Source organism: Mesorhizobium sp. M0140 (assembly GCF_040322475.1).
Lineage (GTDB): Bacteria > Pseudomonadota > Alphaproteobacteria > Rhizobiales > Rhizobiaceae > Mesorhizobium.
On record NZ_JAMYTM010000013.1, the window covers coordinates 1 to 22,026 of the forward strand.

Genomic DNA, 22,026 nt, shown 5'->3' on the forward strand with positions numbered 1-22,026 from the left:
CGCCGCCCACAGCCCCCGCCCCGCCCGCGCCGCCGGGCCCGCGCCCCCCTCCCTGCCCCCCCCCCCCCGCCCCCCCCCCCCCGCCCCCCCCCCCGCCCCGCCCCCGGCCCCCCGCCGCCCCCCCCCCCCCCCGCCCCCCACGCCCACTTCAACCTTCAAGGGTTACCAGAGACCGATGAACCTGTTTCGTACGATTGGTTTGATGCTGTTGTTCCTGCTGGCGACACTGTCGTCCTCCGGCGCCGGCGAAGCCGATCTGCGCGGCATCATCGCCAAATTCGCCGCGGCCAAGGGCTTTTCCGAGATCGGAGCCGTCGTCCACGAACTGGCTGCTGCCGGCGATCCGGCGGTGGAGCGGCCGCTTGCGGCACTGGCCGACGGCAACCTCTATGTCCGCAAGGCCGATTCCCTGGTGTTTGTCGGCAAGGAAGCGGGCGAAAGCGTCCAGCTTTCCGACCCGTTGAGCGGCGAGGCATCGGGCGAGGCGGCCAAGGACGACATCACCAAGATCAAGGTCAACAACACGCTGCGTCGCGTCATCCGCGATGCGTTGGGCACGCTGACGCTTGGCGCCAAGGATCCGGCCGTGCGCATCGCCGCCGCCGACACCATGTTCAAGACGCCCGACGCCGCAAACATCGGACCGCTCGACACGGCAATCGCCAGTGAGACCGTGGCCAGCGTCAAGGCGCTGCTCGAACAGGCTCGTGCCGCCTCCGTTCTGGTCTCCGACCGGCCTGAAGCCGACAAGCTCGCTGCAATTGCCCTGATCGGCGCGCGTGGCGACCGCGATGCGGTTTCCCTGCTCACCTCGGTCGAGGCGAAATCCACCGACGCGGTCAAGCAAGCGGCGACGACCGCAATCGCCAACATCAATTCGACGCTGGCCTTCTGGGATGCCGGCCAGAACATCTGGTACGGCATTTCGCTGGGCTCGGTGCTGCTGCTGGCGGCGATCGGCCTTGCCATCACCTTCGGCGTCATGGGCGTTATCAACATGGCGCACGGCGAGATGGTCATGCTCGGCGCCTACACGACCTTCGTCGTCCAGCAGGTGATCCGCACCTCCTTTCCCGGCCTGTTCGACTGGTCGCTGGTTATTGCGCTGCCGCTGGCTTTCCTCGTCTCGGCTCTGGTCGGCCTGATCATCGAGCGCGGCGTCATCCGCTTTCTCTACGGGCGGCCGCTGGAAACACTGCTTGCGACTTGGGGCGTCTCGCTGATCCTGCAACAGGCCGTGCGTTCGATCTTCGGGCCGACCAACCAGGAGGTGGGCAACCCCTCGTGGATGTCGGGCTCGTTCAATGTCGGACAGTTGGCGATCACCTGGAACCGGCTGTGGATCCTGGTTTTCGCGCTCGCTGTCTTCGGCATCCTGCTCTACGTGATGAAGCGCACGCCCTGGGGCCTTCAGATGCGCGCCGTCACCGCCAACCGGCGCATGGCCGCCTCGATGGGCATCAGGACGCCATGGGTAGACGCGCTGACTTTCGCGCTCGGCTCCGGCATTGCAGGCATTGCCGGTGTCGCGCTCAGCCAGATCGACAATGTCTCGCCCAATCTCGGTCGCGGCTACATCATCGACAGCTTCATGGTCGTCGTCTTCGGCGGCGTCGGCAATCTGTGGGGCACGCTGGTCGGCGCCTTCTCGCTTGGCATCGTCAACAAGTTCCTCGAGCCCTATGCGGGCGCGGTGCTCGGCAAGATCGTCGTGCTGGTGCTGATCATCCTGTTCATACAGAAGCGCCCGCGCGGCCTGTTCGCGCTCAAGGGCAGGGCGGTGGAAGCATGATCACGGGACGCTTCTTTGCCGCCGGCGCGGACCGCCGCATCGCCATCACGATCTTCATCCTGCTGGCGGTGGCCGTCATCGTGCCGCTGCTCAACCTTGCGGTGTCTCCTGCCAGCGCCTTCTACATCCCATCCTACATTGTCGCGCTGACCGGCAAATATCTCTGTTATGCACTGCTCGCCTTGGCGCTCGATCTTGTCTGGGGCTATTGCGGCATCCTTTCGCTTGGCCACGGCGCCTTCTTCGCGCTCGGCGGCTATGCGATGGGCATGTATCTGATGCGCCAGATCGGCTCACGCGGCGTCTACGGCAATCCCATCTTGCCCGACTTCATGGTGTTCCTGAACTACAAGGAATTGCCCTGGTTCTGGTACGGTTTCGACCATTTCTGGTTCGCCGGCCTCATGGTGCTCGCGGTGCCCGGCCTGCTCGCTTTCGTCTTTGGCTGGTTCGCCTTCCGCAGCCGCGTCACCGGCGTTTATCTCTCGATCATCACCCAGGCGATGACGTACGCGCTGCTGCTTGCCTTTTTTCGCAACGACATGGGGTTCGGCGGCAACAACGGCCTGACCGATTTCAAAGATATTCTGGGCTTCAACGTGCAGGCCGACGCGACGCGCTCGGCGCTGTTTGCCGCCAGCGCCGTGATGCTCGCGCTAGCCGTCTTCGTCACCTGGGCGATCGTCGGCTCCAAATACGGCAAGCTCTTGATGGCTGTGCGCGATGCCGAGAGCCGCACGCGCTTCCTCGGCTGGCGGGCGGAGAACGTAAAACTGTTCGCCTTCACCGTCTCGGCCGTCATGGCCGGCATAGCCGGCGCGCTCTACGTGCCGCAGGTCGGCATCATCAATCCGGGTGAATTCGAGCCGGCCAATTCGATCGAGGTCGTTGTGTGGGCCGCCGTCGGCGGGCGCGGCACCATTGTCGGACCGATCATCGGTGCGTTGCTGGTCAATGCCGGCAAATCCTGGTTCACCGGCGTGCTGCCGGAATTCTGGCTGTTTGCCTTGGGTGGGCTGTTCGTCGCCGTCACGCTCTTGCTGCCCAAGGGCATCATCGGCATGTGGGACAGCTGGCGCGGCAACGCCAGGGCGTTGCGGGCAGCTTCGATTGCCGAGGAAGCCGGCACCGATGCCGACGTCCCGCCGCCGGCGAAAATCGTTCGCAGCGAGGCGAGAAAGCCCGGCGACTGGTCCGCCAGCAACCCCGAACCGCAGCCGGCGGAGTGAGCGACCATGTCAAAGTCGAACACGATCCTTTATCTCGACGGAGTTTCGGTCTCCTTCGACGGCTTTCGCGCCATCAACAATCTGTCGCTGGTGCTCGACAAGGGTGAGATGCGCGCCATCATCGGCCCCAACGGCGCCGGCAAGACGACGATGATGGACATCGTCACCGGCAAGACGCGGCCCGACGAAGGCGACGTGTTCTTCGACGGCCAGGTCGATCTGACCAAGCATGATGAGGCCGAGATCGCCATGATGGGCATCGGCCGCAAGTTTCAGAAGCCGACCGTGTTCGAAAGCCACACGATCGAGGAAAACCTGATGCTGGCGCTGAAGGGGCCGCGCTCGATCTTCCCGGCGCTGTTCCATCGCCGCTCGGCCGCCGAGACGCGGCAGATCGATGACATCCTCGGCATCATCCGGCTTGGCGACAAGCGTGACGAACTGGCGGCCAATCTGAGCCATGGGCAAAAGCAGTGGCTCGAGATCGGCATGCTCTTGGCGCAGGACCCGAAACTGCTTCTGGTCGACGAACCGGTCGCCGGCATGACCGATGCCGAGACCGAGGAAACCGCGCGGCTGCTCAAGGATATTGCCCGCGACCATTCGGTCATCGTCGTCGAGCACGACATGCATTTCGTGCGCGAGCTCGGCGTCAAGGTCACCTGCCTGCATGAGGGCTCGGTGCTGAGTGAGGGCACACTCGATTTTGTGTCGGCCGACGAGCGTGTCGTCGAAGTCTATCTGGGGAGATGAGCATGGTTTGGCGGGTGCAGTTCCATCACTTCGATTTGTCGTTTCTGCGGTTCTGGAAAAGGCGCTGACATGCTCGAAGTTTCCAATGCCACGCTGCACTACGGCGCCGCCCAGGCGCTGCGCGGCGTGTCGCTGAAGGCGGGCGCCGGCAAGATCACCTGCGTGCTCGGCCGCAATGGCGTCGGCAAGACCAGTTTGATGAGATCGATCGTCGGCCATCACCGGCTGACGAGCGGAAGCGTTGCCTTCGAGGGGAAGGCGCTCGACCGGAGCGCGGCGTATGACCGCGCCCGGTCGGGCATCGCATTCGTACCGCAGGGCAGGGAGGTCTTTCCGCTGCTCACCGTGCGGGAGAACCTGGAATCAGGCTTCGCGCCGCTGAAACGGGCCGACCGCAACATTCCTGCACATGTCTTCGAATTGTTCCCGGTGCTGAAGCAGATGCTCGGCCGTCGCGGTGGCGATCTTTCCGGGGGCCAGCAGCAGCAGCTCGCCATCGGGAGGGCATTGGTGATGCGGCCGAAGCTGCTGGTGCTCGACGAGCCGACCGAAGGCATCCAGCCGTCGATCATCAAGGACATCGGCCGCGCCATCCGCTACCTGCGCGACCAAGCCGGCATCGCCGTGCTTTTGGTCGAACAATATCTCGATTTCTGCCGCGAACTCGCCGACGAGGTCAACATCATGGACCGGGGCGTGATCGTCCATACCGGTCCGGCGGAAGATCTGGACCGTGCCGATGTCCGGAAGTTCCTGACGGTGTAGAATCGCCGCCGCACTTCAGTTGACGATCCGAAGTCCTTGCCAAATCCAATATTTCTCCGGCCCTGCATCAGCGTCTCTGGTGCATCGGCAACTGCGTGCTAGTCTTTTCCTAGGCTTTTGTGAGTCGGCCGCTTCCGTACCAGTCTGGTTTATCGCAGATCGAGGCCGCGGCTATCACCGGCAAGTCTCACGCAAGCAAGGCTTCCTAGCTTCTCTCCTGCGATCTTTGTCGTTCAACGCGTTTGGGCACACAGGCTAAGGGACAGCCATGGAACGTTACGTCGAGGACTACCAGAAGCGGCGGCTTACCGAGCGCGTCGATATCATCACTGCCATCAACATCTTGAAGTCCCAAGGCTACGGCCATGACGACCTGATCGAGGAGATCACCAAGGTCTTCTATGTCGACCTGGATGCATTCAATGAAATCGTGATGGCGGCGTAGAGCAATTCTGGGAAAAGTGCGAAGCGCTTTCCCTGGATAATTGCATCAGACAACGGGTTAGAGCAGCTCGCCGTTTCCTTGAAACGGTGAAATGCTCTGGAAGTCGCACAGCTCATCGTGATCGTGGCTGCCACAGATGCGCGATCAGCCTGCGCGCCTGAACGGAGAGGCGGTGACGCGGTTGCGGCCACCGCGCTTGGCGTCGTAGAGCGCCTTGTCGGCGGTATTGAGCACCTTGTCGAAGCCGAGACCTTCCTTGGTGCCGAAAGCAAATCCGGCACTGACCGTGCATATCAGCGAGCCTGTCTCGGTTTCGATGCGGTGCGCGGCAAAAGCTGTCCGTATGGCCTCGGCGGTGGCCTCCACCGTTTCGGGCAAGGTCCGCTTCAGCACCAGCGCGAATTCCTCGCCGCCCATGCGCGCGGCGACGTCGCCCGGGCGGAGATTGCCGGCGAGTTCCCGTGCGAACACCTTCAGCACCTCATCGCCGGCGGCGTGGCCGAATTCGTCGTTGACGGCCTTGAAGTTGTCGAGATCGAAGACGACCACCGCCGTGAAGGCGCCGACCGGCGCATCGCCGTGCAGGTCGAACAGGGCGCGGCGGTTGAGCAGGCCGGTCAGCGGGTCGGTCAGGGCATTGTGGCGGTGATGCCGGGCCAGACGTCCCTGGTTCAGGGCCAGGGAAAGCGCCCCGATCCCGGTCATGCTGGCGATGACGATGATGAGGCTCAGTTCCTCGGCCCAGTTGCTTGGCGCATGTCCAAGGACCAGCTTTCCATCCAAGGCTAGAACCATGGCGCAGAGAGCGAAGGATGCGGCCGTGGCGGAATAGAGCGCGGTGATACCGATCGTCAGGGCAGGGGCTTCGTCGCGGCCTTTCCAGTATTCGACCGCCGTTGCGAACAGAAGCAAGGCGGCGAAGGCATTTTCGAACATGAAGCCCAGCCCGTCATAGCCTAGAGCCATCGGAGGCAACGTCACGGCCAGCGAAATGGCGCTGCCAAGCACCGTTCGCGGCACTGGCGAGCCGCCGGTTCTGAACTGGTAGGCCGCGCCCAGCATTGTCGAGAAACCGAGCAGGAGGAAAGCCAGCGTGGCGATGCCGAGCAGGCGCCCGGGCATATCGATATAGGCGTCATAGACAAAAATATCGCCGACCACGAACACCAGACTGATCGCCCATGTCAGCAGGAATTTCTCCGAGCGAGCGGTCAGCCACATGCCAAACAATGTCAGGCTCAGGCAGGCAGCGGAAAAACCGACAGCCAGCAGAAGTGAAGTGTAGTCGAGCGACATGCCCCTCGTCCTTGCCCGCGGCGGCCCAAATCTGCGACTGGTTCGGCTGGATTCATGCAGCAAGGAGGTATCGATAAGGTTACGACGGTAGCGAAGATGCCATGATTCCGCTGCGTCAGGGCACCGGCTGACCCTGGTCCACTCGCTTCATCAGTGCCATGGCGCCGAACGGCGCGCGCACCTTGCCCTCGGTGATGAAGTAGACGAACACGTCGCGCGGCTTGACCGGCGCATCGGTGGCGGGGTCGGCGCGCCGCAGGTCGGCCGGCTGCTTGCCTTGCGCCCAAATCTTTACCCGCGCGGCCCATTCATCGAGGCCTTTCGGCGTGTAGCAGTCGGGATTGTCATCGCTGCCGGTCTGCAGCCGGGCGTAGACGAAATCACCGGTGACATCGGCGATGTCGGGATATTTGGCATGGTCGGCGTAAACGATCGCGGCCTTGTATTTTCGGGCAAGTGCTGCGAATTCCGGCACGACAAAACTGTCGTTGCGGACTTCGAGCGCATGGCGCAGCCCAACGCCGTCCTGCTTTTCCGGCAGCAGTTTCAAAAAGGCTTCGAAATCGTCCGGATCGAATTTCTTGGTCGGCGCGAACTGCCACAGGATCGGCCCGAGCTTTTCACCGAGCGCGGCAACACCCGAGCCGAGGAAGCGCATCATCGATTCGCCGGCCTCGCCGAGCACGCGCCGGTTGGTGACGAAGCGGTTGCCCTTTAGCGAGTACACGAAACCGTCCGGCGCCTCGTTGGCCCATTTAACGAAGGTCGGCTCCTTGAAGCTGGAATAGTAAGTGCCGTTGACCTCGATGCTCGGCACCTGGCGAGTGGCGTAGTTCAGCTGCTTGGCCTTGGGAAGCTTGTCGGGATAGAAGGACGTATCCCAGGGCTCGAAGGTCCAGCCGCCCATGCCGGCGCGGATTGTTCCCGATGTGCTCATTGTCATCCTCCCAGTGCTGAAAAAATCAGGCCGCGGTGGTCTCATCGACGACTTTTGCCATGTCGACGAGCACCCATCCCGGCCGGTAGGGATTGGGCCGGCGACCCGTTTCGTGGAAACCGTAGGCCAGATAGAGCGCGATGTTCCGCTCCATCCTGGCGTTGGTGTAAAGCCGCACCTCGGGCAAGCGCCACAGCCGCGTCTGTTCGTCCGCGTGTTTGAGCAACGCAATACCGAAGCCTTTGCCCTGAAAGTCAGGAGAGACCGCGACGGAGAAGATCATCGCGTGATCGTCGTGCCGTTCCAGTGTGAGTACTCCGGCAATTTCGCTGCCGCTTTCCAACACCCACACCTCGCCGCGCGCGATGCGCGGCGTATAGTCTTCGGTGACTGGGATCGGCGGTGCGCCTAACAGTGCAGTGTAAGGCGCATAGGCCGCTTCCGTCAGCGAGACGACAGTTTGGAGATCACCGCAAGCGCTCTTCTGATTTTCATTCAAAAGCTCTCCAGGCGCCAACCGGTCCGATCACTCCGCCGCTTCGCGCTTGCCTCCGGGGCGCCGCTCCAGAAGCTCCTTGAGGAACTGGCCGGTGTAGCTGCGCTTCTCGCGCACGATTGCTTCCGGCGTGCCGGAGGCAACCAGTTCGCCGCCGCCGTCGCCGCCTTCGGGGCCGAGGTCGAGCACCCAGTCGGCGGTCTTGATCACTTCGAGATTGTGCTCGATGACCACCACCGTGTTGCCCTGGTCGACCAGTTCATGCAGCACTTCCAACAGCTTGGCGACGTCGTGGAAATGCAGCCCGGTGGTCGGCTCGTCGAGGATATAGAGCGTCTTGCCAGTTGCCTTGCGCGACAGTTCCTTGGCGAGCTTGATGCGCTGCGCCTCGCCGCCGGACAGCGTCGTCGCCTGCTGGCCGATGTGGATGTAGCCGAGGCCGACCTGCTTCAGCGTTTCGAGCTTGTCGCGCACGCCGGGCACGGCGGCGAAGAAGTCGACGCCTTCCTCGACCGTCATGTCGAGCACGTCGGCGATCGACTTGCCCTTGAACACGACGTCGAGGGTCTCTCTGTTGTAGCGCTTGCCGTGACAGACGTCGCAGGTGACGTAGACGTCGGGCAAAAAGTGCATCTCGATCTTGATGACGCCGTCGCCCTGGCAGGCCTCGCAGCGGCCGCCCTTCACGTTGAAGGAGAAGCGTCCCGGCTGGTAGCCGCGCGCCTTGGCTTCGGGCAGCCCAGCGAACCAGTCGCGGATCGGCGTGAAGGCGCCGGTATAGGTGGCGGGGTTCGAACGCGGTGTCCTGCCGATCGGCGACTGGTCGATGTCGATGACCTTGTCGAGGAATTCGAGACCCTCGATGCGGTCGTGTTCGGCCGGATGTTCGCGCGAGCCCATGATGCGGCGCGACGCGGCCTTGAACAGCGTCTCGATGAGGAAGGTCGACTTGCCGCCGCCCGACACGCCGGTCACGGCGGTGAAGGTGCCGAGCGGGATTTCTGCGGTGACGTTCTTCAAATTGTTGCCGCGCGCGCCGACGATTTTCAGGCGCCGGTTCTTCTTCGCCTCGCGCCTGACACCAGGCGTCGCCACTTCGAGCGCACCGGACAGGTATTTGCCGGTGATCGAATTGGGATTGGCCATGACCTGCTGCGGCGTGCCCTGGGCGATGATCTCGCCACCATGGATTCCGGCGGCCGGGCCCATGTCGACGACATAGTCGGCATGCAGGATGGCATCCTCGTCATGCTCGACGACGATCACCGTGTTGCCGATGTCGCGCAGATGCTTCAGCGTATCGAGCAGACGGGCATTGTCGCGCTGGTGCAGGCCGATCGATGGCTCGTCCAGCACATAGAGCACACCGGTAAGACCCGAGCCGATCTGCGACGCCAGCCGGATGCGCTGGCTCTCGCCGCCCGACAGCGTGCCGGAATTGCGCGACAGCGTCAGATAGTCGAGCCCGACATCGTTGAGGAAGCGCAGCCGCTCGCGGATCTCCTTCAAGACCCGCACCGCGATCTCGTTCTGCTTGTCGTTGAGCGACGCTGGCAGGTCGGTGAACCACTGGTCGGCCTTGCGGATGGAAAGCTCGGTGACTTCGCCGATGTGCTTGCCGGCGATTTTCACCGCCAGCGACTCGGGCTTCAGCCGATAGCCCTTGCAGACCGGGCAGGGCGTCGCCGACATGAAGCGCTCGATTTCTTCGCGCATCCAGGCGGATTCGGTCTCTTTCCAGCGCCGCTCGAGATTGGGAATGACGCCTTCAAAGGTCTTGGTGGTCTTGTAGGAGCGCAGGCCGTCATCATACTGGAAGGTGATTTCGCGCTCGCCCGTGCCGTGCAGGATGGCTTCCTTGGCCTCTTCGGACAAATCCTTGAACTTGTCGCCAAGCTTGAAGCCATAAGCCTTGCCCAGCGCTTCCAGCGTCTGCGCGTAATAGGGCGAGGTCGACTTCGCCCACGGGCTGACGGCGCCGTCGCGCAGCGAGATGTTCTCGTCCGGCACGATCAGATTGCCGTCGATGGCGCGCTGGCTGCCGAGACCGTCGCAGGTCGGGCAGGCGCCGAACGGGTTGTTGAACGAGAACAGCCGCGGTTCGATTTCCGGAATGGTGAAGCCGGAGACCGGGCAAGCGAACTTTTCCGAGAACAGGATGCGCTCATGCGTCTCGTTCTTCGACTTGTTGACCGAATCCTCGCCGGTCTGGCTGGCATCGAGCGGCTTGTCGGCGAATTCGGCGACCGCCAGCCCATCGGCCAGCTTCAGGGCGGTCTCGATGGAATCGGCAAGCCGCGTCGCCAGATCGCCGCGCACGACGATGCGGTCGACGACGACGTCGAGGTCATGCTTGTACTTCTTGTCCAGCGCCGGCACGTCGGCGATTTCGTAGAAGACGCCATCGACCTTGACGCGCTGAAAGCCCTTTTTTTGCAACTCCAGCAATTCCTTGCGGTATTCGCCTTTGCGGCCGCGCACCATCGGCGCCAGGATGAACAGCCGCGTGCCTTCCTCGACCGCCAGCACGCGGTCGACCATCTGCGAAACCGTCTGGCTCTCGATCGGCAGGCCGGTGGCCGGCGAATAGGGGATGCCGACGCGCGCAAAAAGCAGCCGCATATAGTCGTAGATCTCGGTGACGGTGCCGACGGTCGAACGCGGGTTCTTCGAGGTGGTCTTCTGCTCGATGGAGATGGCGGGCGACAGGCCGTCGATCTGGTCGACGTCAGGCTTCTGCATCATCTCAAGGAATTGCCGCGCGTAGGCCGACAGGCTTTCGACGTAGCGGCGCTGGCCTTCGGCATAGATCGTGTCGAAGGCAAGCGATGACTTGCCGGACCCCGACAGGCCGGTCATGACAATCAGGCTGTCACGCGGCAAGTCGAGATCGACATTCTTCAGATTGTGTTCGCGCGCCCCGCGAATGGAAAGATATTTATGGTCGGCCATAGCCGGTCGCCGCCTCAGAATCTGGAATTTCCTGGAATGGCGGGTTTTCCCGGCCATCCCCTATGTAGGTAGTTTTGCCGCCACGTCGAGAGACGCCACAATTCCCGACCAAAGCGTTTAACCGTCTTTCGCGTGAACGGGCAAGCGGAAAGAACAAAGGCCGAACACGCTCCTGACAAAGCTGTGCAAAAGCTGACCTGCACGTAACCTTCCGGCGATCACATTTTTCGGTAACCGGCTATTGATGGTTGACGCCACCAGCTGACGGGAGCAGTCTCCAGCAGTCAACGAAGACGGCCGTCTTTCGATGGCCTCGCCGCCCAAAGGCGGCCTGCGAGACGCCGCAGGCATTTGCGATTTGTGCTTCGTGACGACAACGTCGCAATGGACAAAGGAGCGGAGCTATGACGCCACCGGATCGTCCCATAGGGTTCCAGTTGTTACTGGAGCGGCGGCAGGCATAAGTGCCAGGGTTTAGCGTTTTCGCCACCCGACAAACCGTGACCTGCCATATCCCCGTAAAAATCAGAGACTGTTAGTCGGATCGTCGGTTGAACGCCGCGTTGCATCCGAAATCAAATGCCGGCAGTACACTCCCGGTAGAGATTGGATTTGAGATCCAAAAAGGCCCCGTCCGTTTGCGCAAAGCACGGCGGGGCCGTTTTCATGTGCGGATTGTCTGTTGGCGACAGGCGCAACGCAGCACGCGCCGACAGACTGTCAGTGGCGCGGCGGCCCGATCGAGCCGGCGCCGACATCGACGGTGATGCTGCCGGAAATCCTGACATCCGTATCGCCGATCTTGAACTGGCCGTTGCCGTTGCCGGGAAACGCGTCGTCGGGCTCCGGAGCCGGCTTGGCGATGCGGTAGTCACCGGTTACGCCGGGCAGGGCGCCTTTTTGCGTTGACGGCGAACTGTCTTCGGCAAGTGCCGCGCCGCTGATGAGGCCCGCAATGGCGAGCGCTACAACGGCGATGACGCGGTGCAATGATCTGGACTGATGAGTGTCGGTCATCCCAAGACTATAGTGGCGCGCCGCCGATGGAACCAGACCGGCATCGTCAAATCTTCGACAGCCGGACGGACTCCGATCCGGCCCTGGCTCACGCCGCCTTTTTTCGCGTGTCGAAAACATGGTCGACGATGCCCCATGCCTGGGCCTCGCGGGCGGTCATGAAGTGGTCGCGGTCCAGCGTGCGCTCGACCTCTTCATAGCTGCGGCCGCAATGCTGCGCGTAGAGTTCGGCCATGTGCCGTTTCGTCCGGCCGATGCCTCGGCATGGCGCTGGATGTCGGAGGCCTGGCCCTGGAACCCGCCCAGCGGCTGATGCAGCAGGATGGTGGCGTTCGGCAGCGAGATCCGGCGCCCCGGTGCGCCTGCCATCAGCAGGAACGAGCCCATCGATGCGGCAAACCCCATGCATACGGTCGACACCGGGCAGCTGATGTATTGCATTGTGTCGTAGATGGCGAAGCCGCTGGTGACCACGCCGCCCGGCGAGTTGATGTAGAGCGAGATCTCCTTGTCGGGATTGTCCGATTCCAGCGACAGAAGCTGCGCGCAGACCAACGCCGAGATGTCGTCGTTGATCTCACCGTTGATGAAGACGATGCGCTCGCGCAGCAGTCGTGAAAAGATGTCGAAGGCGCGTTCGCCGCGGCTCGATTGCTCGATCACCATCGGAACCAGATTGGCAACACCGCTCATTGTCTCTCTCCGTCTGTTTGTTTTCAGGCCGCGCGCAGCAGGAGGCGAGGCGTGTTTGCGGCGATTGGCTTAGGTGACCTGTTTGCATCGAGCGAAAGCCGGCAGCCGGCGCCTGCCATGGCGACGGCAGGCATGGCCTTGCGGGCAAAGCCGTCATGGACGATGCGCAGATGCGTGCCGCCGGAAACGGTGCGCGCAAGCGTAAAAGTGACGGTACTGTCAAGCGGATCCTGCCGCGCGCCATCGCCTGGCTGCGAGCGCTCCCGCCAGGAATAGCGCAACAGGCGTTCGGGCTCGGCGTCGAGGATTTCGCAATCGATCGGCGCATCCGGTCCGGCGAGGGCAAAACGGTTGCCCATCTCGGGTCTGATGTCGTTCGGCATCATCCAGGCGGCGAGCAATTCCGGTACGGTCAGGGCCCGCCAGACCTTTTCCGGCGGCTCGGCAAGCTCGTACTCGAACTCGAGCGCATCCGCGGCGTCGCTTTGGCCCGCGTTGGTCGTTGATCCCGCCTTCTTCATTGATCCATGTCCTTCAAAACCGCCTTCAGCCTTTCGATGCGCTCCGGCCAGAAGGTCCGGTAGCGTTCGATCCAGGAGAGCAAGGGGGCGAGCCCCTGCGGATCGGCGCGGTAATAGGCGTTGCGGCCGGCTCGCCGCTCGACCACCAGCCCGGCCCCACGCAGCACCGCCAGATGCTGCGACACCGCGGGCTGCGACACCGTCATCCCGGTGCGCAATTCCGACACGCTCATCTCGCCGGCGGCCAGCCGCTCAAAGACGGCGCGGCGCGTCGGGTCGGCCAGTGCCCGGAAAATCTCTGCTTCGATCATGCCAAAAGCATAAGTGAATACTTATTGATTTGGCAAGCGGTCTTTTCAAACCCATATGAGCGGCTTCGGCATTGCTGCCATTCCTTGACAATAAGCAGCGATGCGGATAAGAACGAAAAGGGAACAAAAACCTTGTGGGTAAAGGCAGCCATGGCAAGCGGCGATCGCCTGCAGCCTGTAAGGTGCTGCGACAAAAATTTGTTTCGGATGAGCGCGGAGAAATATCATGGCGGGTAGCGTCAACAAGGTCATTCTGGTCGGCAATCTCGGCGCGGATCCCGAAATCCGTCGCCTGAATTCGGGTGAACCGGTCGTCAACATCCGCATCGCCACATCGGAAAGCTGGCGCGACAAGAATTCCGGCGAACGCAAGGAAAAAACCGAGTGGCACAACGTCGTCATCTTCAATGAGGGCATCGCCAAGGTGGCGGAGCAGTATCTGAAGAAGGGCATGAAGGTCTATGTCGAGGGCCAGTTGCAGACGCGCAAATGGCAGGACCAGACCGGTGCCGACAAGTACACGACGGAAGTCGTGCTGCAGAAATTCCGCGGTGAGCTGCAGATGCTCGACGCACGCGGACAGGGCGAGGGCGGTCAGGTCGGCGGCTATACCGGTGGCGGCAGCAGCCGTGGTTCCGATTTCGGTCAGTCCAGCCCGAGCGAAGGCTTCAATCGCGGCGGCGGCGGTGCCAAGAGCGGCGGCGGTGGCGGTTCGTCGCGCGAATTGGATGACGAAATCCCGTTCTGATCGCAACAGTTATGTCAGACACAGTGCCCCGAGAGTCATTCATGGACTTTCGGGGTTTTGCATCGTGATTGAGGCTGACCGGGCCGATCAAGGAAATACGGTGAAAGGACGAGTTCGGTGAAAGCACGCGTAAAGTGGGTCGAGGAGCGCACCTTCGTCGGGGAATCCGGCAGCGGTCACAAGGTCGTGCTCGGAACAGCGCACGGATCGGAAGGCAAGACGCCGGGTCCAAGCCCGATGGAGCTGGTGCTGATCGGCACCGGTGGCTGTTCGGCCTATGATGTCGTGCATATCCTCGAAAAAGGCCGCGAGGCGGTCGAGGACTGCGTCGTCGAACTCGACTCCGACCGGGCCGAAACCGAGCCCAGGGTTTTTACACGCATCCATATGCATTTCGTCGTCAAGGGCAGGGCACTCTCCAGCGACAAGGTGAAACGCGCGATCGACCTTTCGATCGAAAAATATTGCTCGGCGTCTGCGATGCTGGCCAAGACCGCGACGATTACCCACGATTTCGAAGTGATCGACACGACGGTGAAATAGGGCCGGCTTCGGCGGCAGCTCGTCGCGTTACCCCGCCATCAGCGCCTTGATGCCGTCGGCCACGAATTGCACGGCCAGTGCCGCCAGGATGACGCCAAGCAGCCGGGTCAGGATCGAACGACCAGTCTGGCCGAGGATGCGGTCGATGCGTTCCGACAGCACGAACACCAGATAGGTGATGGCGAGGCAGACGAAGATGATGCCGACCAGGGCTGCCTGCGCGGCAAATCCCTGAAATGAACCGGAAAGCAGCACCGTCGCCGAAATCGCGCCGGGGCCGGCGATCAGCGGGATCGCCAGCGGGAAGGCGGCGATGTTGTGGATCATGTCCTTGGTGATGGCGACGTCGCCGATCTTCTCCTTACGGTCCTGCCGGCGCTCGAACACCATCTCGAAGGCGATGAAGAACAGCAGGAAACCGCCGGCGACGCGGAAGGCCGGCAACGTTATGCCGAACACCGACAGGATCGATGCGCCGGCAACTGCAAACAACGCCATCACCAGGAAGCCGATGATCGAGGCACGGACGGAAACCTGCTGGCGCTCCTCGCGGTTCATGCCGCGCGTTACGGCCAGGAACAGCGGCGCCAGGCCAGGCGGATCGATGGTCACGAGAATGGTGACGAAGGCGTTGAACAGGCTGTCGAAACTCGGCATCTCTGACCCTCCCGCCGGGCCGTGCCCGGACAGAATATTGGTAGAGCAAAGCCCGGTCGGTGGGAACTGTCAGCGGGAAAGTGGTTGATGCCGGCGCAAAGGATCGCGACGCTTTTATTCTGGGCTGCTGCTGCATTCCTCGGCGATCAAACCTCTCGGCGCGCCAGGAACTCGACTTCCAGCCGCCATGTCGCGCCATTGTCTTGCGAGCGTTCGCCCAGCCATCGGAAGGAGTTTTCGGTGATGCGTGAAAAGCTCCAGCGTACTGAACTGCCGGTGCCGTCGGCGCCCACTTGCATGATCGTGTCGCCCTCGGCGCGACCGAGCTGGCGGCTGTAATACTGGTTGCGCGGATCGCTCCAGAAGATGTGCCAGGCATCCGCGCCGGGGTCGTAGACGCGCAACGTCGTGCCGTAGAACGTCCAGGCGCCGAGCGAAGGCGAAGGGCCGGCGTCGCGCGCGGGCAGGATCCAGACGTCCTGGATCGCCCGGCCTTCGAGCGCCCAGCCGAAATGCACCTCGCCACGCCCGGTCAGCACCGTGCCGTCCTCGAGATGGCGCGAGGCGTCGAACGCCCAGGCGCCGGCGAAGCGCCCGTAAAGGTTCAGCTTTTCGGCGAGTCCGTCGATAGGTCCGGGGCTGTGCAAGGCTTCGGCAAAGGAGGATTGGTCAAACATGGTTCAGCTCTCTTCTTGTCAGGAGACCGGGAAGGGTAGGCGGTGAAGGGGTTCTGGGCTTGGGAAAAATTGCTATATTTCGGCCATGACAGCGACCACACATATTCTCGCCTCCGGACCTGGCTGGCACGTGACGGATGTCATCTGCACGGCCGGTGCCGGCGACCGGCCGTTCGAGGAAGCACATCAGGATTTCTGCGTGGCTGCCGTCACCAGCGGCACGTTCCGCTACCGTGCGCAACAAGGCACGGCGATGCTGGCGCCCGGCGCGCTCCTGCTCGGCAATCCCGGCACATGCTACGAATGCGGGCATGAGCATGGCGGCGGCGACCGTTGCCTGTCGTTTCATTTCGGACCGTCTTACATGGAGCGGGTCGTGGCCGGCGTGCCGGGCGCCAGGAAGCTGGCCTTCGCCACGCCGCGCCTGCCGCCTTTGCCGGTGCTGGCGCCACTGCTGGCCGAGGCGGAAGCCGCGCGCGAGACTGCTGACATGGATGCCTTCGAGGAACTTTCCCTGCGCATGGCCGGTGCCGCCGCGACGATTGCCACCGGAGCCACGCATGTCAGGCGCGCGCCGAGCCGCCGCGATCAGAAACGGGTGGCCGAAGTGGTGCGGCGGATAGAGTTGGATGCCGACGGGCCGGTCTCGCTTTCAGCGCTTGCGGATGAGACTGCGACCAGTCCTTACCATTTCCTGCGCATCTTCCGGCAGGTCGCGGGCATGACGCCCTATCAGTTCTTGCTCAAGACGCGGCTGCACAGGGCAGCGGTGCGGCTGCAGATGTCGGATGATGCGGTCTCGGCGATCGCCTTCGGGGCCGGCTTCAACGACCTGTCGACCTTCAACCGCCGGTTTCGTCGTGTCATGGGCGAAACGCCCGGTAAGTATCGCGCCCGCCGTGGCGCTATGGGCCTTCGCGTCTCGTGAATCGGCTCAGGTGCTCGCAAGGGCAGCCACAGGGTCCAATCCATCGCGCTCGTGGCTTTTCCTCGGGGAAAACGTCCATTGCAGGCTTTTGCGTCGATGGCGGCGAAACCGCCTTGGCCATATCGTCGCAATCAGTGGTATCCATTTGAAATTACCACCAAAAATGACACTGGAAAAGTGCTGGGAATGTTGGAGTTTCGGGCTTGCTTCCTATATAAGCACCAAGTGATTCCTGATTAGATTGTGATCCGATTTGACCGACCAGAAGACACCGCGCGGCGCCGACGGCGGCCCCACCGGCATCGAGCCGATATCCATCGTCGAGGAGATGCAGCGCTCCTATCTCGATTACGCCATGAGCGTCATCGTCAGCCGTGCGCTGCCGGACGTGCGCGACGGCCTCAAGCCGGTGCATCGCCGCATTCTCTTCGCCGCCCATGAGAGCGGTTACCACTGGAACCGCAAATATGTGAAGTCGGCGCGTCCTGTCGCCGACGTGATGGGTAAATACCATCCGCATGGCGACGCCTCCATCTATGATGCCTTGGTGCGCATGGCACAGGACTGGTCGCTGCGCGTTCCGTTGATCGACGGGCAGGGCAATTTCGGCTCGATCGACGGCGATCCGCCTGCGGCGATGCGCTACACGGAAGCGCGCCTGACCAAGGTCGCGCACGAGCTCCTGGAGGATATCGACAAGGATACCGTCGATTTCCAGGACACTTATGACGCGTCGGGCAGCGAACCGAAGGTTCTGCCGGCACGGTTTCCCAACCTTTTGGTCAACGGCTCGGGCGGCATCGCCGTCGGCATGGCGACCAACATCCCGCCGCACAATCTCAGCGAAATCTGCAACGGCGCCATTGCCCTAATCGACAATCCGGCGATCGACCTGCCGGCGTTGATGGAGATCATTCCGGGACCGGATTTCCCGACCGGCGGCATCGTGCTTGGCCGTTCGGGCATCTACAACGCCTATTCGACCGGCCGTGGCTCCATCGTCATGCGCGGCAAGGTCAACATCGAACAGCGCGGCAATGACCGCGAGTCGATCATCATCACCGAAGTTCCCTACCAGGTGAACAAATCGTCGATGATCGAGAAGATGGCTGAACTGGTGCGCGACAAGCGTATCGAGGGCATTTCCGATATCCGCGACGAGAGCGACCGCCAGGGCTACCGCGTCGTCATCGAGTTGAAGCGCGACGCCGTTGCCGACGTCATCCTCAACCAGCTCTATCGCTTCACGCCGCTGCAGACCTCTTTCGGCGCCAATATGGTGGCACTGAATGGCGGCAAACCGGAAGTGATGAACCTGACCGATATGCTGAAGGCGTTCGTCGCCTTCCGCGAGGAGGTGATCACAAGGCGGACAAAATTCCTGCTGCGCAAGGCGCGCGACCGCGCCCATGTGCTGGTCGGTCTCGCCATCGCCGTCGCCAATATCGACGAGATCATCAAACTGATCCGCACCGCTCCGGATCCGCAGACAGCGCGTGAGCAGTTGATGGAGCGGCGCTGGCCCTCTGGCGACGTGGAATCTCTGATCCTCCTGATCGATGACCCGCGTCATCAGATCAATGAAGACGGCACCTACAATCTGTCAGAGGAACAGGCGCGCGCCATCCTCGAACTGCGCCTGCAGCGCCTGACCGCGCTCGGCCGCGACGAGATCGCCGACGAGTTGAACACGATCGGCGCTGAAATCATTGATTATCTGGACATTTTGTCGTCCCGAGCGCGTGTCCAGAAGATCGTCAAGGACGAGCTTGCCGCCGTGCGCGACGAGTTCGGCACGCCGCGCCGCACCGAACTCACCGACGGCGGTTCGGACATGGAAGACGAGGATCTGATCCAGCGCGAGGACATGGTCGTGACGGTGAGCCATTCCGGCTACATCAAGCGCGTGCCGCTGTCGCTCTACCGGGCGCAGCGCCGCGGCGGCAAGGGCCGCTCCGGCATGTCGACCAAGGAAGAGGATTTCGTCACCCGGCTGTTCGTCGCCAACACCCATACACCGGTGCTGTTCTTTTCCTCGCGCGGCATCGTCTATAAGGAAAAGGTCTGGCGGCTGCCGATCGGCAATCCGCAATCACGCGGCAAGGCGCTGATCAACATGCTGCCGCTGGAGCAGGGCGAGCGCATCACCACCATCATGCCGCTGCCCGAGGACGAGGCCAGCTGGAGCGAACTCTACGTGATGTTCGCCACCGCACGTGGCACCGTGCGCCGCAACGATCTATCCGACTTCGTCCAGGTCAACCGCAATGGCAAGATCGCCATGAAGCTGGAGGAAGAAGGCGACGAGATCCTCGGCGTCGAGACCTGCACCGACAAGGACGACGTGCTGCTGACCGCCAGTTCCGGCCAGTGCATACGCTTCTCCGTCGGCGACGTGCGCGTCTTCCAGAGCCGCAATTCGGTCGGCGTGCGTGGCATAACCATGGCCGAGACCGACCGCATCATCTCGATGTCGGTGATAGAGCATGTCGATGCTTCGCCGGCGGAACGCGCCGCTTACCTGAAGCGCGCGGCGGCGGAGCGGCGTCTTGCCACAGAAACGGCCGGCGAAGAGGAAGAGATCGCGCTGACCAATGAGGAGATCGGCGAGGAGACGGAGCTTTCCGAAAGCCGATACGAAGAGCTCAAGGCGCACGAACAATACGTGCTGACGGTGACCGAGTTCGGCTACGGCAAGCGTTCGTCGTCTTATGATTTCCGGCTGACTGGACGCGGCGGCAAAGGCATCCGCGCCACCGACGTGTCGAAGGCAGCCGAGATTGGCAGGCTGGTGGCGACGTTCCCGGTCGGCAATGACGACCAGATCATGCTGGTGTCGGACGGCGGCACCGTCATCCGGGTGCCGGTCAACGGCATCCGTTTCGCCAGCCGCGCCACCAAGGGCGTGACCATCTTCAACACGGCTGAAGGTGAAAAGGTGGTTTCGGTCGAGCGGATATCGGAACCGCAAGCGGACGAAGAAAGCGACGAGACGGTCGAGGGCGGTCCCGATGCCGCTCCGGCGCCTGACGCCGGTCCGGAGGGTACGGACTAAGTCCGGCACCCAGGTTTTGACATGGCAACGCCGGCCAGTTGGCCGGCGCAGCAGCAAATCAGGCTTTATCAGTAGTGACGATATGGCTTGCGCGGGCCGAAGCCTTCGAAGCGCTTGGTGTTTGCCTTGACGCGGATGCGTTGTGCCTCGTGATGCAGCCCAAAGACGGTGGCGATCAGCATGGCGACGGTCATTGCGGTGGCGAGCATGTAGATCAGCATGTGCGTGTTCTCCTGCGCCTAACAACGGATAGATGGGATTTTGGTTTCATCTTATTAAGGTGCAACCTAGTGAACGCTGCGTGAAGGCTTCGTGATCAGCGTGTTCATCTGTCGTTCATGTGCCGGAAAAGGTTCATGGCCGGCGCGCCGATCGGATTTGCCTTTGCGAGAGAGGCTCGCTAGAGCCTGTTCCATCTTGATGGACGGAAGATGGAACAGGCTCTAGCTTTCATTTGAGCATGATCTCTAGGACAAACGAAAAACCGTTTGTCCGCAAAAACCGGTTTCCACTTTTTGGGATCATGCATTAGAAGCACCAGCCATGACTGAACGCATCGCCCTCTATGCCGGCTCCTTCGACCCGCTGACCAACGGCCATCTCGATGTGCTGAAGGCCTCGCTGGCCGTGGCCGATATCGTTTATGCGGCGATCGGCATCCATCCGGGCAAGCAGCCGCTGTTTTCCTTCGAGGAGCGGGTGAAGCTGATCGAGACGGCGACGAAGACGGAATTCGGCAGCGATGGTGCCCGCATCAAGGTCGTCGCCTTCGACGGGCTGGTCATCGACGCCGCCAGGAAGCACGGCGCCTCGATCATGATCCGCGGCCTGCGCGACGGCACCGACCTCGACTATGAGATGCAGATGGCCGGCATGAACGAGACCATGGCGCCTGAACTGCAGACGGTTTTTCTGCCCGCCAGTCCTTCGGTGCGCACCATTACCGCCACACTTGTCCGCCAGATTGCCTCGATGGGCGGCGACATTCGCCCCTTCGTGCCGGCGGCGGTTGCCGGCGCGCTCACAGCCAAGTTCAAGAAGTAAGTTTTCGGAGAAAACCATGCAGCTGAAAAAGCTAGCCTCGTTCCTTGTCGTGCTCGCCGGTCTTGTGGCTGCGTCGGTCTCGGCTTTCGCCGCCGACCCGGAAAACACAATGATCATCACGCTGAAGGACGGCGACGTCACCATTGCGCTGAGGCCCGATCTGGCGCCAAAGCATGTCGAGCAGATCAAGAAGCTGGTGCGCCAAGGCGCCTATGACAACGTCGCCTTCCACCGCGTCATCGACGGCTTCATGGCGCAGACCGGCGACGTCAAGTTCGGCAATATGAAAAAGGGTTTCAGCGCCGAGGCCGTTGGCACCGGCGGTTCCGACCTGCCCGACCTGCCCGCCGAATTCTCACAGACCGAACATTATAAGCGCGGCGTGGTCGGCATGGCCCGCTCGCAGGACCCCAATTCGGCCAATTCGCAGTTCTTCATCATGTTCGCTCCGGCACCGCCCCTCGATGGCCAGTACACGATCGTCGGCAATGTCGTCAGCGGCATGGAACTGGTGGATCACATCAAGAAGGGCGACCAGGCGGACAACGGCACGGTCACCGATCCCGACCGGATGATCAAGGTGCGCATCGCCGCCGACAAGTAAATTGTCGAATAACTCTGTTTTTCTGAAAAAGGATATCTGACATGGCCGAAATCAAGGACCGCGAGAACGCGCTCATCATGGAAACGACCAAGGGCAATGTGGTCATCGAACTTTTCCCCGACCTGGCGCCGGGCCATGTCGCCCGCATCAAGGAACTGGCCAGGGAAGGCGCCTATGACGGCGTGGTCTTCCACCGCGTTATCGAGGGTTTCATGGCGCAGACCGGCGACGTCAAGTTCGGCAATTCCAGCAAGCCTTCCTTCGCGCCGTCCCGCGCGGGCATGGGCGGCTCTGAAAAGCCGGATTTGAAGGCTGAATTCTCCAACGCCAATCATGCTCGCGGCACCTGCTCGATGGCCCGTTCGCAGAACCCGAACTCGGCCAATTCGCAGTTCTTCATCTGCTTCGACGATGCCGCCTTCCTCAATCGTCAGTACACGGTCTGGGGCCAGGTCATCGAAGGCATGGACAATGTCGACAAGATCAAGCGCGGCGAGCCGGTGCAGGATCCCGACAAGATCGTCTCGCTGAAGGTCGCGGCCGACGTCAAGTAAGGGCAAACG

At 62.2% G+C, this 22,026-nt stretch carries 22 protein-coding genes and 1 pseudogene; 12 read left to right on the forward strand and 11 right to left on the reverse strand.

What is annotated here, in order from left to right; translation table 11 throughout:
* Positions 1-175 precede the first annotated feature (175 nt).
* From urtB to NKJ37_RS15055, 5 genes are all read left to right on the forward strand, one after another.
* Complete coding sequence (gene urtB / locus NKJ37_RS15035; RefSeq protein ID WP_352774213.1) at positions 176-1,792, forward strand: urea ABC transporter permease subunit UrtB; 1,617 nt, start codon at positions 176-178, stop codon at positions 1,790-1,792.
* On the forward strand, positions 1,789-3,021 hold the full coding sequence (urtC, locus tag NKJ37_RS15040; RefSeq protein WP_023813008.1) for an urea ABC transporter permease subunit UrtC: 1,233 nt from the start codon (positions 1,789-1,791) through the stop codon (positions 3,019-3,021). The genes urtB and urtC overlap by 4 nt, the downstream gene beginning before the upstream one ends.
* Positions 3,022-3,027: 6 nt before the next feature.
* Entirely contained in the window at positions 3,028-3,774 is a 747-nt protein-coding gene (gene urtD / locus NKJ37_RS15045; RefSeq protein ID WP_023813007.1) for an urea ABC transporter ATP-binding protein UrtD, read from the forward strand.
* Positions 3,775-3,843: 69 nt separating this feature from the next.
* Entirely contained in the window at positions 3,844-4,539 is a 696-nt protein-coding gene (urtE, locus tag NKJ37_RS15050) for an urea ABC transporter ATP-binding subunit UrtE (protein ID WP_023813006.1), read from the forward strand.
* 268 nt (positions 4,540-4,807) lie between these two features.
* On the forward strand, positions 4,808-4,984 hold the full coding sequence (locus NKJ37_RS15055; protein WP_023759335.1) for a hypothetical protein: 177 nt from the start codon (positions 4,808-4,810) through the stop codon (positions 4,982-4,984).
* 144 nt (positions 4,985-5,128) lie between these two features.
* On the opposite strand, the gene NKJ37_RS15060 is transcribed toward NKJ37_RS15055, so the two are convergent.
* The 8 genes and pseudogenes from NKJ37_RS15060 to NKJ37_RS15095 all read right to left on the reverse strand — a co-directional run bounded on the left by NKJ37_RS15060 (position 5,129) and on the right by NKJ37_RS15095 (position 13,207).
* Positions 5,129-6,280 carry a GGDEF domain-containing protein gene (locus tag NKJ37_RS15060; RefSeq protein WP_023813005.1) on the reverse strand — a complete coding sequence of 384 codons (1,152 nt, stop codon included), beginning with the start codon at positions 6,278-6,280 and terminating at the stop codon, positions 5,129-5,131.
* 115 nt (positions 6,281-6,395) lie between these two features.
* Complete coding sequence (locus NKJ37_RS15065) at positions 6,396-7,217, reverse strand: DUF72 domain-containing protein (RefSeq protein WP_023813004.1); 822 nt, start codon at positions 7,215-7,217, stop codon at positions 6,396-6,398.
* Positions 7,218-7,242: 25 nt separating this feature from the next.
* Positions 7,243-7,716: a GNAT family N-acetyltransferase gene (locus NKJ37_RS15070; protein WP_352774215.1), complete on the reverse strand. Its 474-nt coding sequence runs from the start codon at positions 7,714-7,716 to the stop codon at positions 7,243-7,245.
* A gap of 27 nt (positions 7,717-7,743) precedes the next feature.
* Positions 7,744-10,665: an excinuclease ABC subunit UvrA gene (gene uvrA, locus NKJ37_RS15075; protein ID WP_023813002.1), complete on the reverse strand. Its 2,922-nt coding sequence runs from the start codon at positions 10,663-10,665 to the stop codon at positions 7,744-7,746.
* Between the two features lie 720 nt (positions 10,666-11,385).
* Complete coding sequence (locus NKJ37_RS15080) at positions 11,386-11,682, reverse strand: hypothetical protein (protein ID WP_128303588.1); 297 nt, start codon at positions 11,680-11,682, stop codon at positions 11,386-11,388.
* A gap of 88 nt (positions 11,683-11,770) precedes the next feature.
* Positions 11,771-12,375: pseudogene (locus tag NKJ37_RS15085) on the reverse strand (ATP-dependent Clp protease proteolytic subunit).
* Positions 12,376-12,398: 23 nt separating this feature from the next.
* Positions 12,399-12,896: an SRPBCC family protein gene (locus NKJ37_RS15090; RefSeq protein ID WP_352442594.1), complete on the reverse strand. Its 498-nt coding sequence runs from the start codon at positions 12,894-12,896 to the stop codon at positions 12,399-12,401.
* Complete coding sequence (locus tag NKJ37_RS15095) at positions 12,893-13,207, reverse strand: ArsR/SmtB family transcription factor (RefSeq protein WP_013531836.1); 315 nt, start codon at positions 13,205-13,207, stop codon at positions 12,893-12,895. The genes NKJ37_RS15090 and NKJ37_RS15095 overlap by 4 nt, the downstream gene beginning before the upstream one ends.
* Positions 13,208-13,433: 226 nt before the next feature.
* On the opposite strand from NKJ37_RS15095, the gene NKJ37_RS15100 reads away from it, so the two are divergent.
* Together NKJ37_RS15100 and NKJ37_RS15105 are read left to right on the forward strand one after the other, a co-directional pair.
* A complete protein-coding gene (locus NKJ37_RS15100; protein WP_127270744.1) occupies positions 13,434-13,955 on the forward strand; it encodes a single-stranded DNA-binding protein in 522 nt (173 codons plus the stop codon).
* 117 nt (positions 13,956-14,072) lie between these two features.
* Positions 14,073-14,498 carry an OsmC family protein gene (locus tag NKJ37_RS15105; RefSeq protein ID WP_023812998.1) on the forward strand — a complete coding sequence of 142 codons (426 nt, stop codon included), beginning with the start codon at positions 14,073-14,075 and terminating at the stop codon, positions 14,496-14,498.
* A gap of 27 nt (positions 14,499-14,525) precedes the next feature.
* Here NKJ37_RS15105 and NKJ37_RS15110 read toward each other — a convergent pair whose 3' ends face one another.
* Both NKJ37_RS15110 and NKJ37_RS15115 read right to left on the reverse strand, forming a co-directional pair.
* Positions 14,526-15,155, reverse strand: coding sequence for a MarC family protein (locus tag NKJ37_RS15110; RefSeq protein WP_023670949.1), 630 nt, complete (start codon positions 15,153-15,155; stop codon positions 14,526-14,528).
* A 146-nt stretch (positions 15,156-15,301) separates the two neighbouring features.
* Entirely contained in the window at positions 15,302-15,832 is a 531-nt protein-coding gene (locus NKJ37_RS15115; RefSeq protein WP_352442595.1) for a hypothetical protein, read from the reverse strand.
* An 85-nt stretch (positions 15,833-15,917) separates the two neighbouring features.
* Here NKJ37_RS15115 and NKJ37_RS15120 point away from each other — a divergent pair, with 85 nt between their 5' ends.
* Together NKJ37_RS15120 and gyrA are read left to right on the forward strand one after the other, a co-directional pair.
* On the forward strand, positions 15,918-16,760 hold the full coding sequence (locus tag NKJ37_RS15120) for a helix-turn-helix transcriptional regulator (protein ID WP_352774218.1): 843 nt from the start codon (positions 15,918-15,920) through the stop codon (positions 16,758-16,760).
* Positions 16,761-17,013: 253 nt separating this feature from the next.
* A complete protein-coding gene (gene gyrA, locus NKJ37_RS15125) occupies positions 17,014-19,815 on the forward strand; it encodes a DNA gyrase subunit A (protein WP_352774220.1) in 2,802 nt (933 codons plus the stop codon).
* A gap of 68 nt (positions 19,816-19,883) precedes the next feature.
* On the opposite strand, the gene NKJ37_RS15130 is transcribed toward gyrA, so the two are convergent.
* Entirely contained in the window at positions 19,884-20,036 is a 153-nt protein-coding gene (locus NKJ37_RS15130) for a hypothetical protein (RefSeq protein ID WP_352553047.1), read from the reverse strand.
* A gap of 322 nt (positions 20,037-20,358) precedes the next feature.
* Here NKJ37_RS15130 and coaD point away from each other — a divergent pair, with 322 nt between their 5' ends.
* From coaD to NKJ37_RS15145, 3 genes are all read left to right on the forward strand, one after another.
* Entirely contained in the window at positions 20,359-20,859 is a 501-nt protein-coding gene (gene coaD / locus NKJ37_RS15135) for a pantetheine-phosphate adenylyltransferase (protein ID WP_023812993.1), read from the forward strand.
* A gap of 109 nt (positions 20,860-20,968) precedes the next feature.
* A complete protein-coding gene (locus NKJ37_RS15140) occupies positions 20,969-21,463 on the forward strand; it encodes a peptidylprolyl isomerase (RefSeq protein ID WP_245273275.1) in 495 nt (164 codons plus the stop codon).
* A 41-nt stretch (positions 21,464-21,504) separates the two neighbouring features.
* Positions 21,505-22,017 (forward strand): peptidylprolyl isomerase, encoded by a 513-nt coding sequence (locus tag NKJ37_RS15145; protein WP_352442597.1) that lies wholly within the window; start codon positions 21,505-21,507, stop codon positions 22,015-22,017.
* The last annotated feature ends 9 nt before the right edge of the window (positions 22,018-22,026 follow it).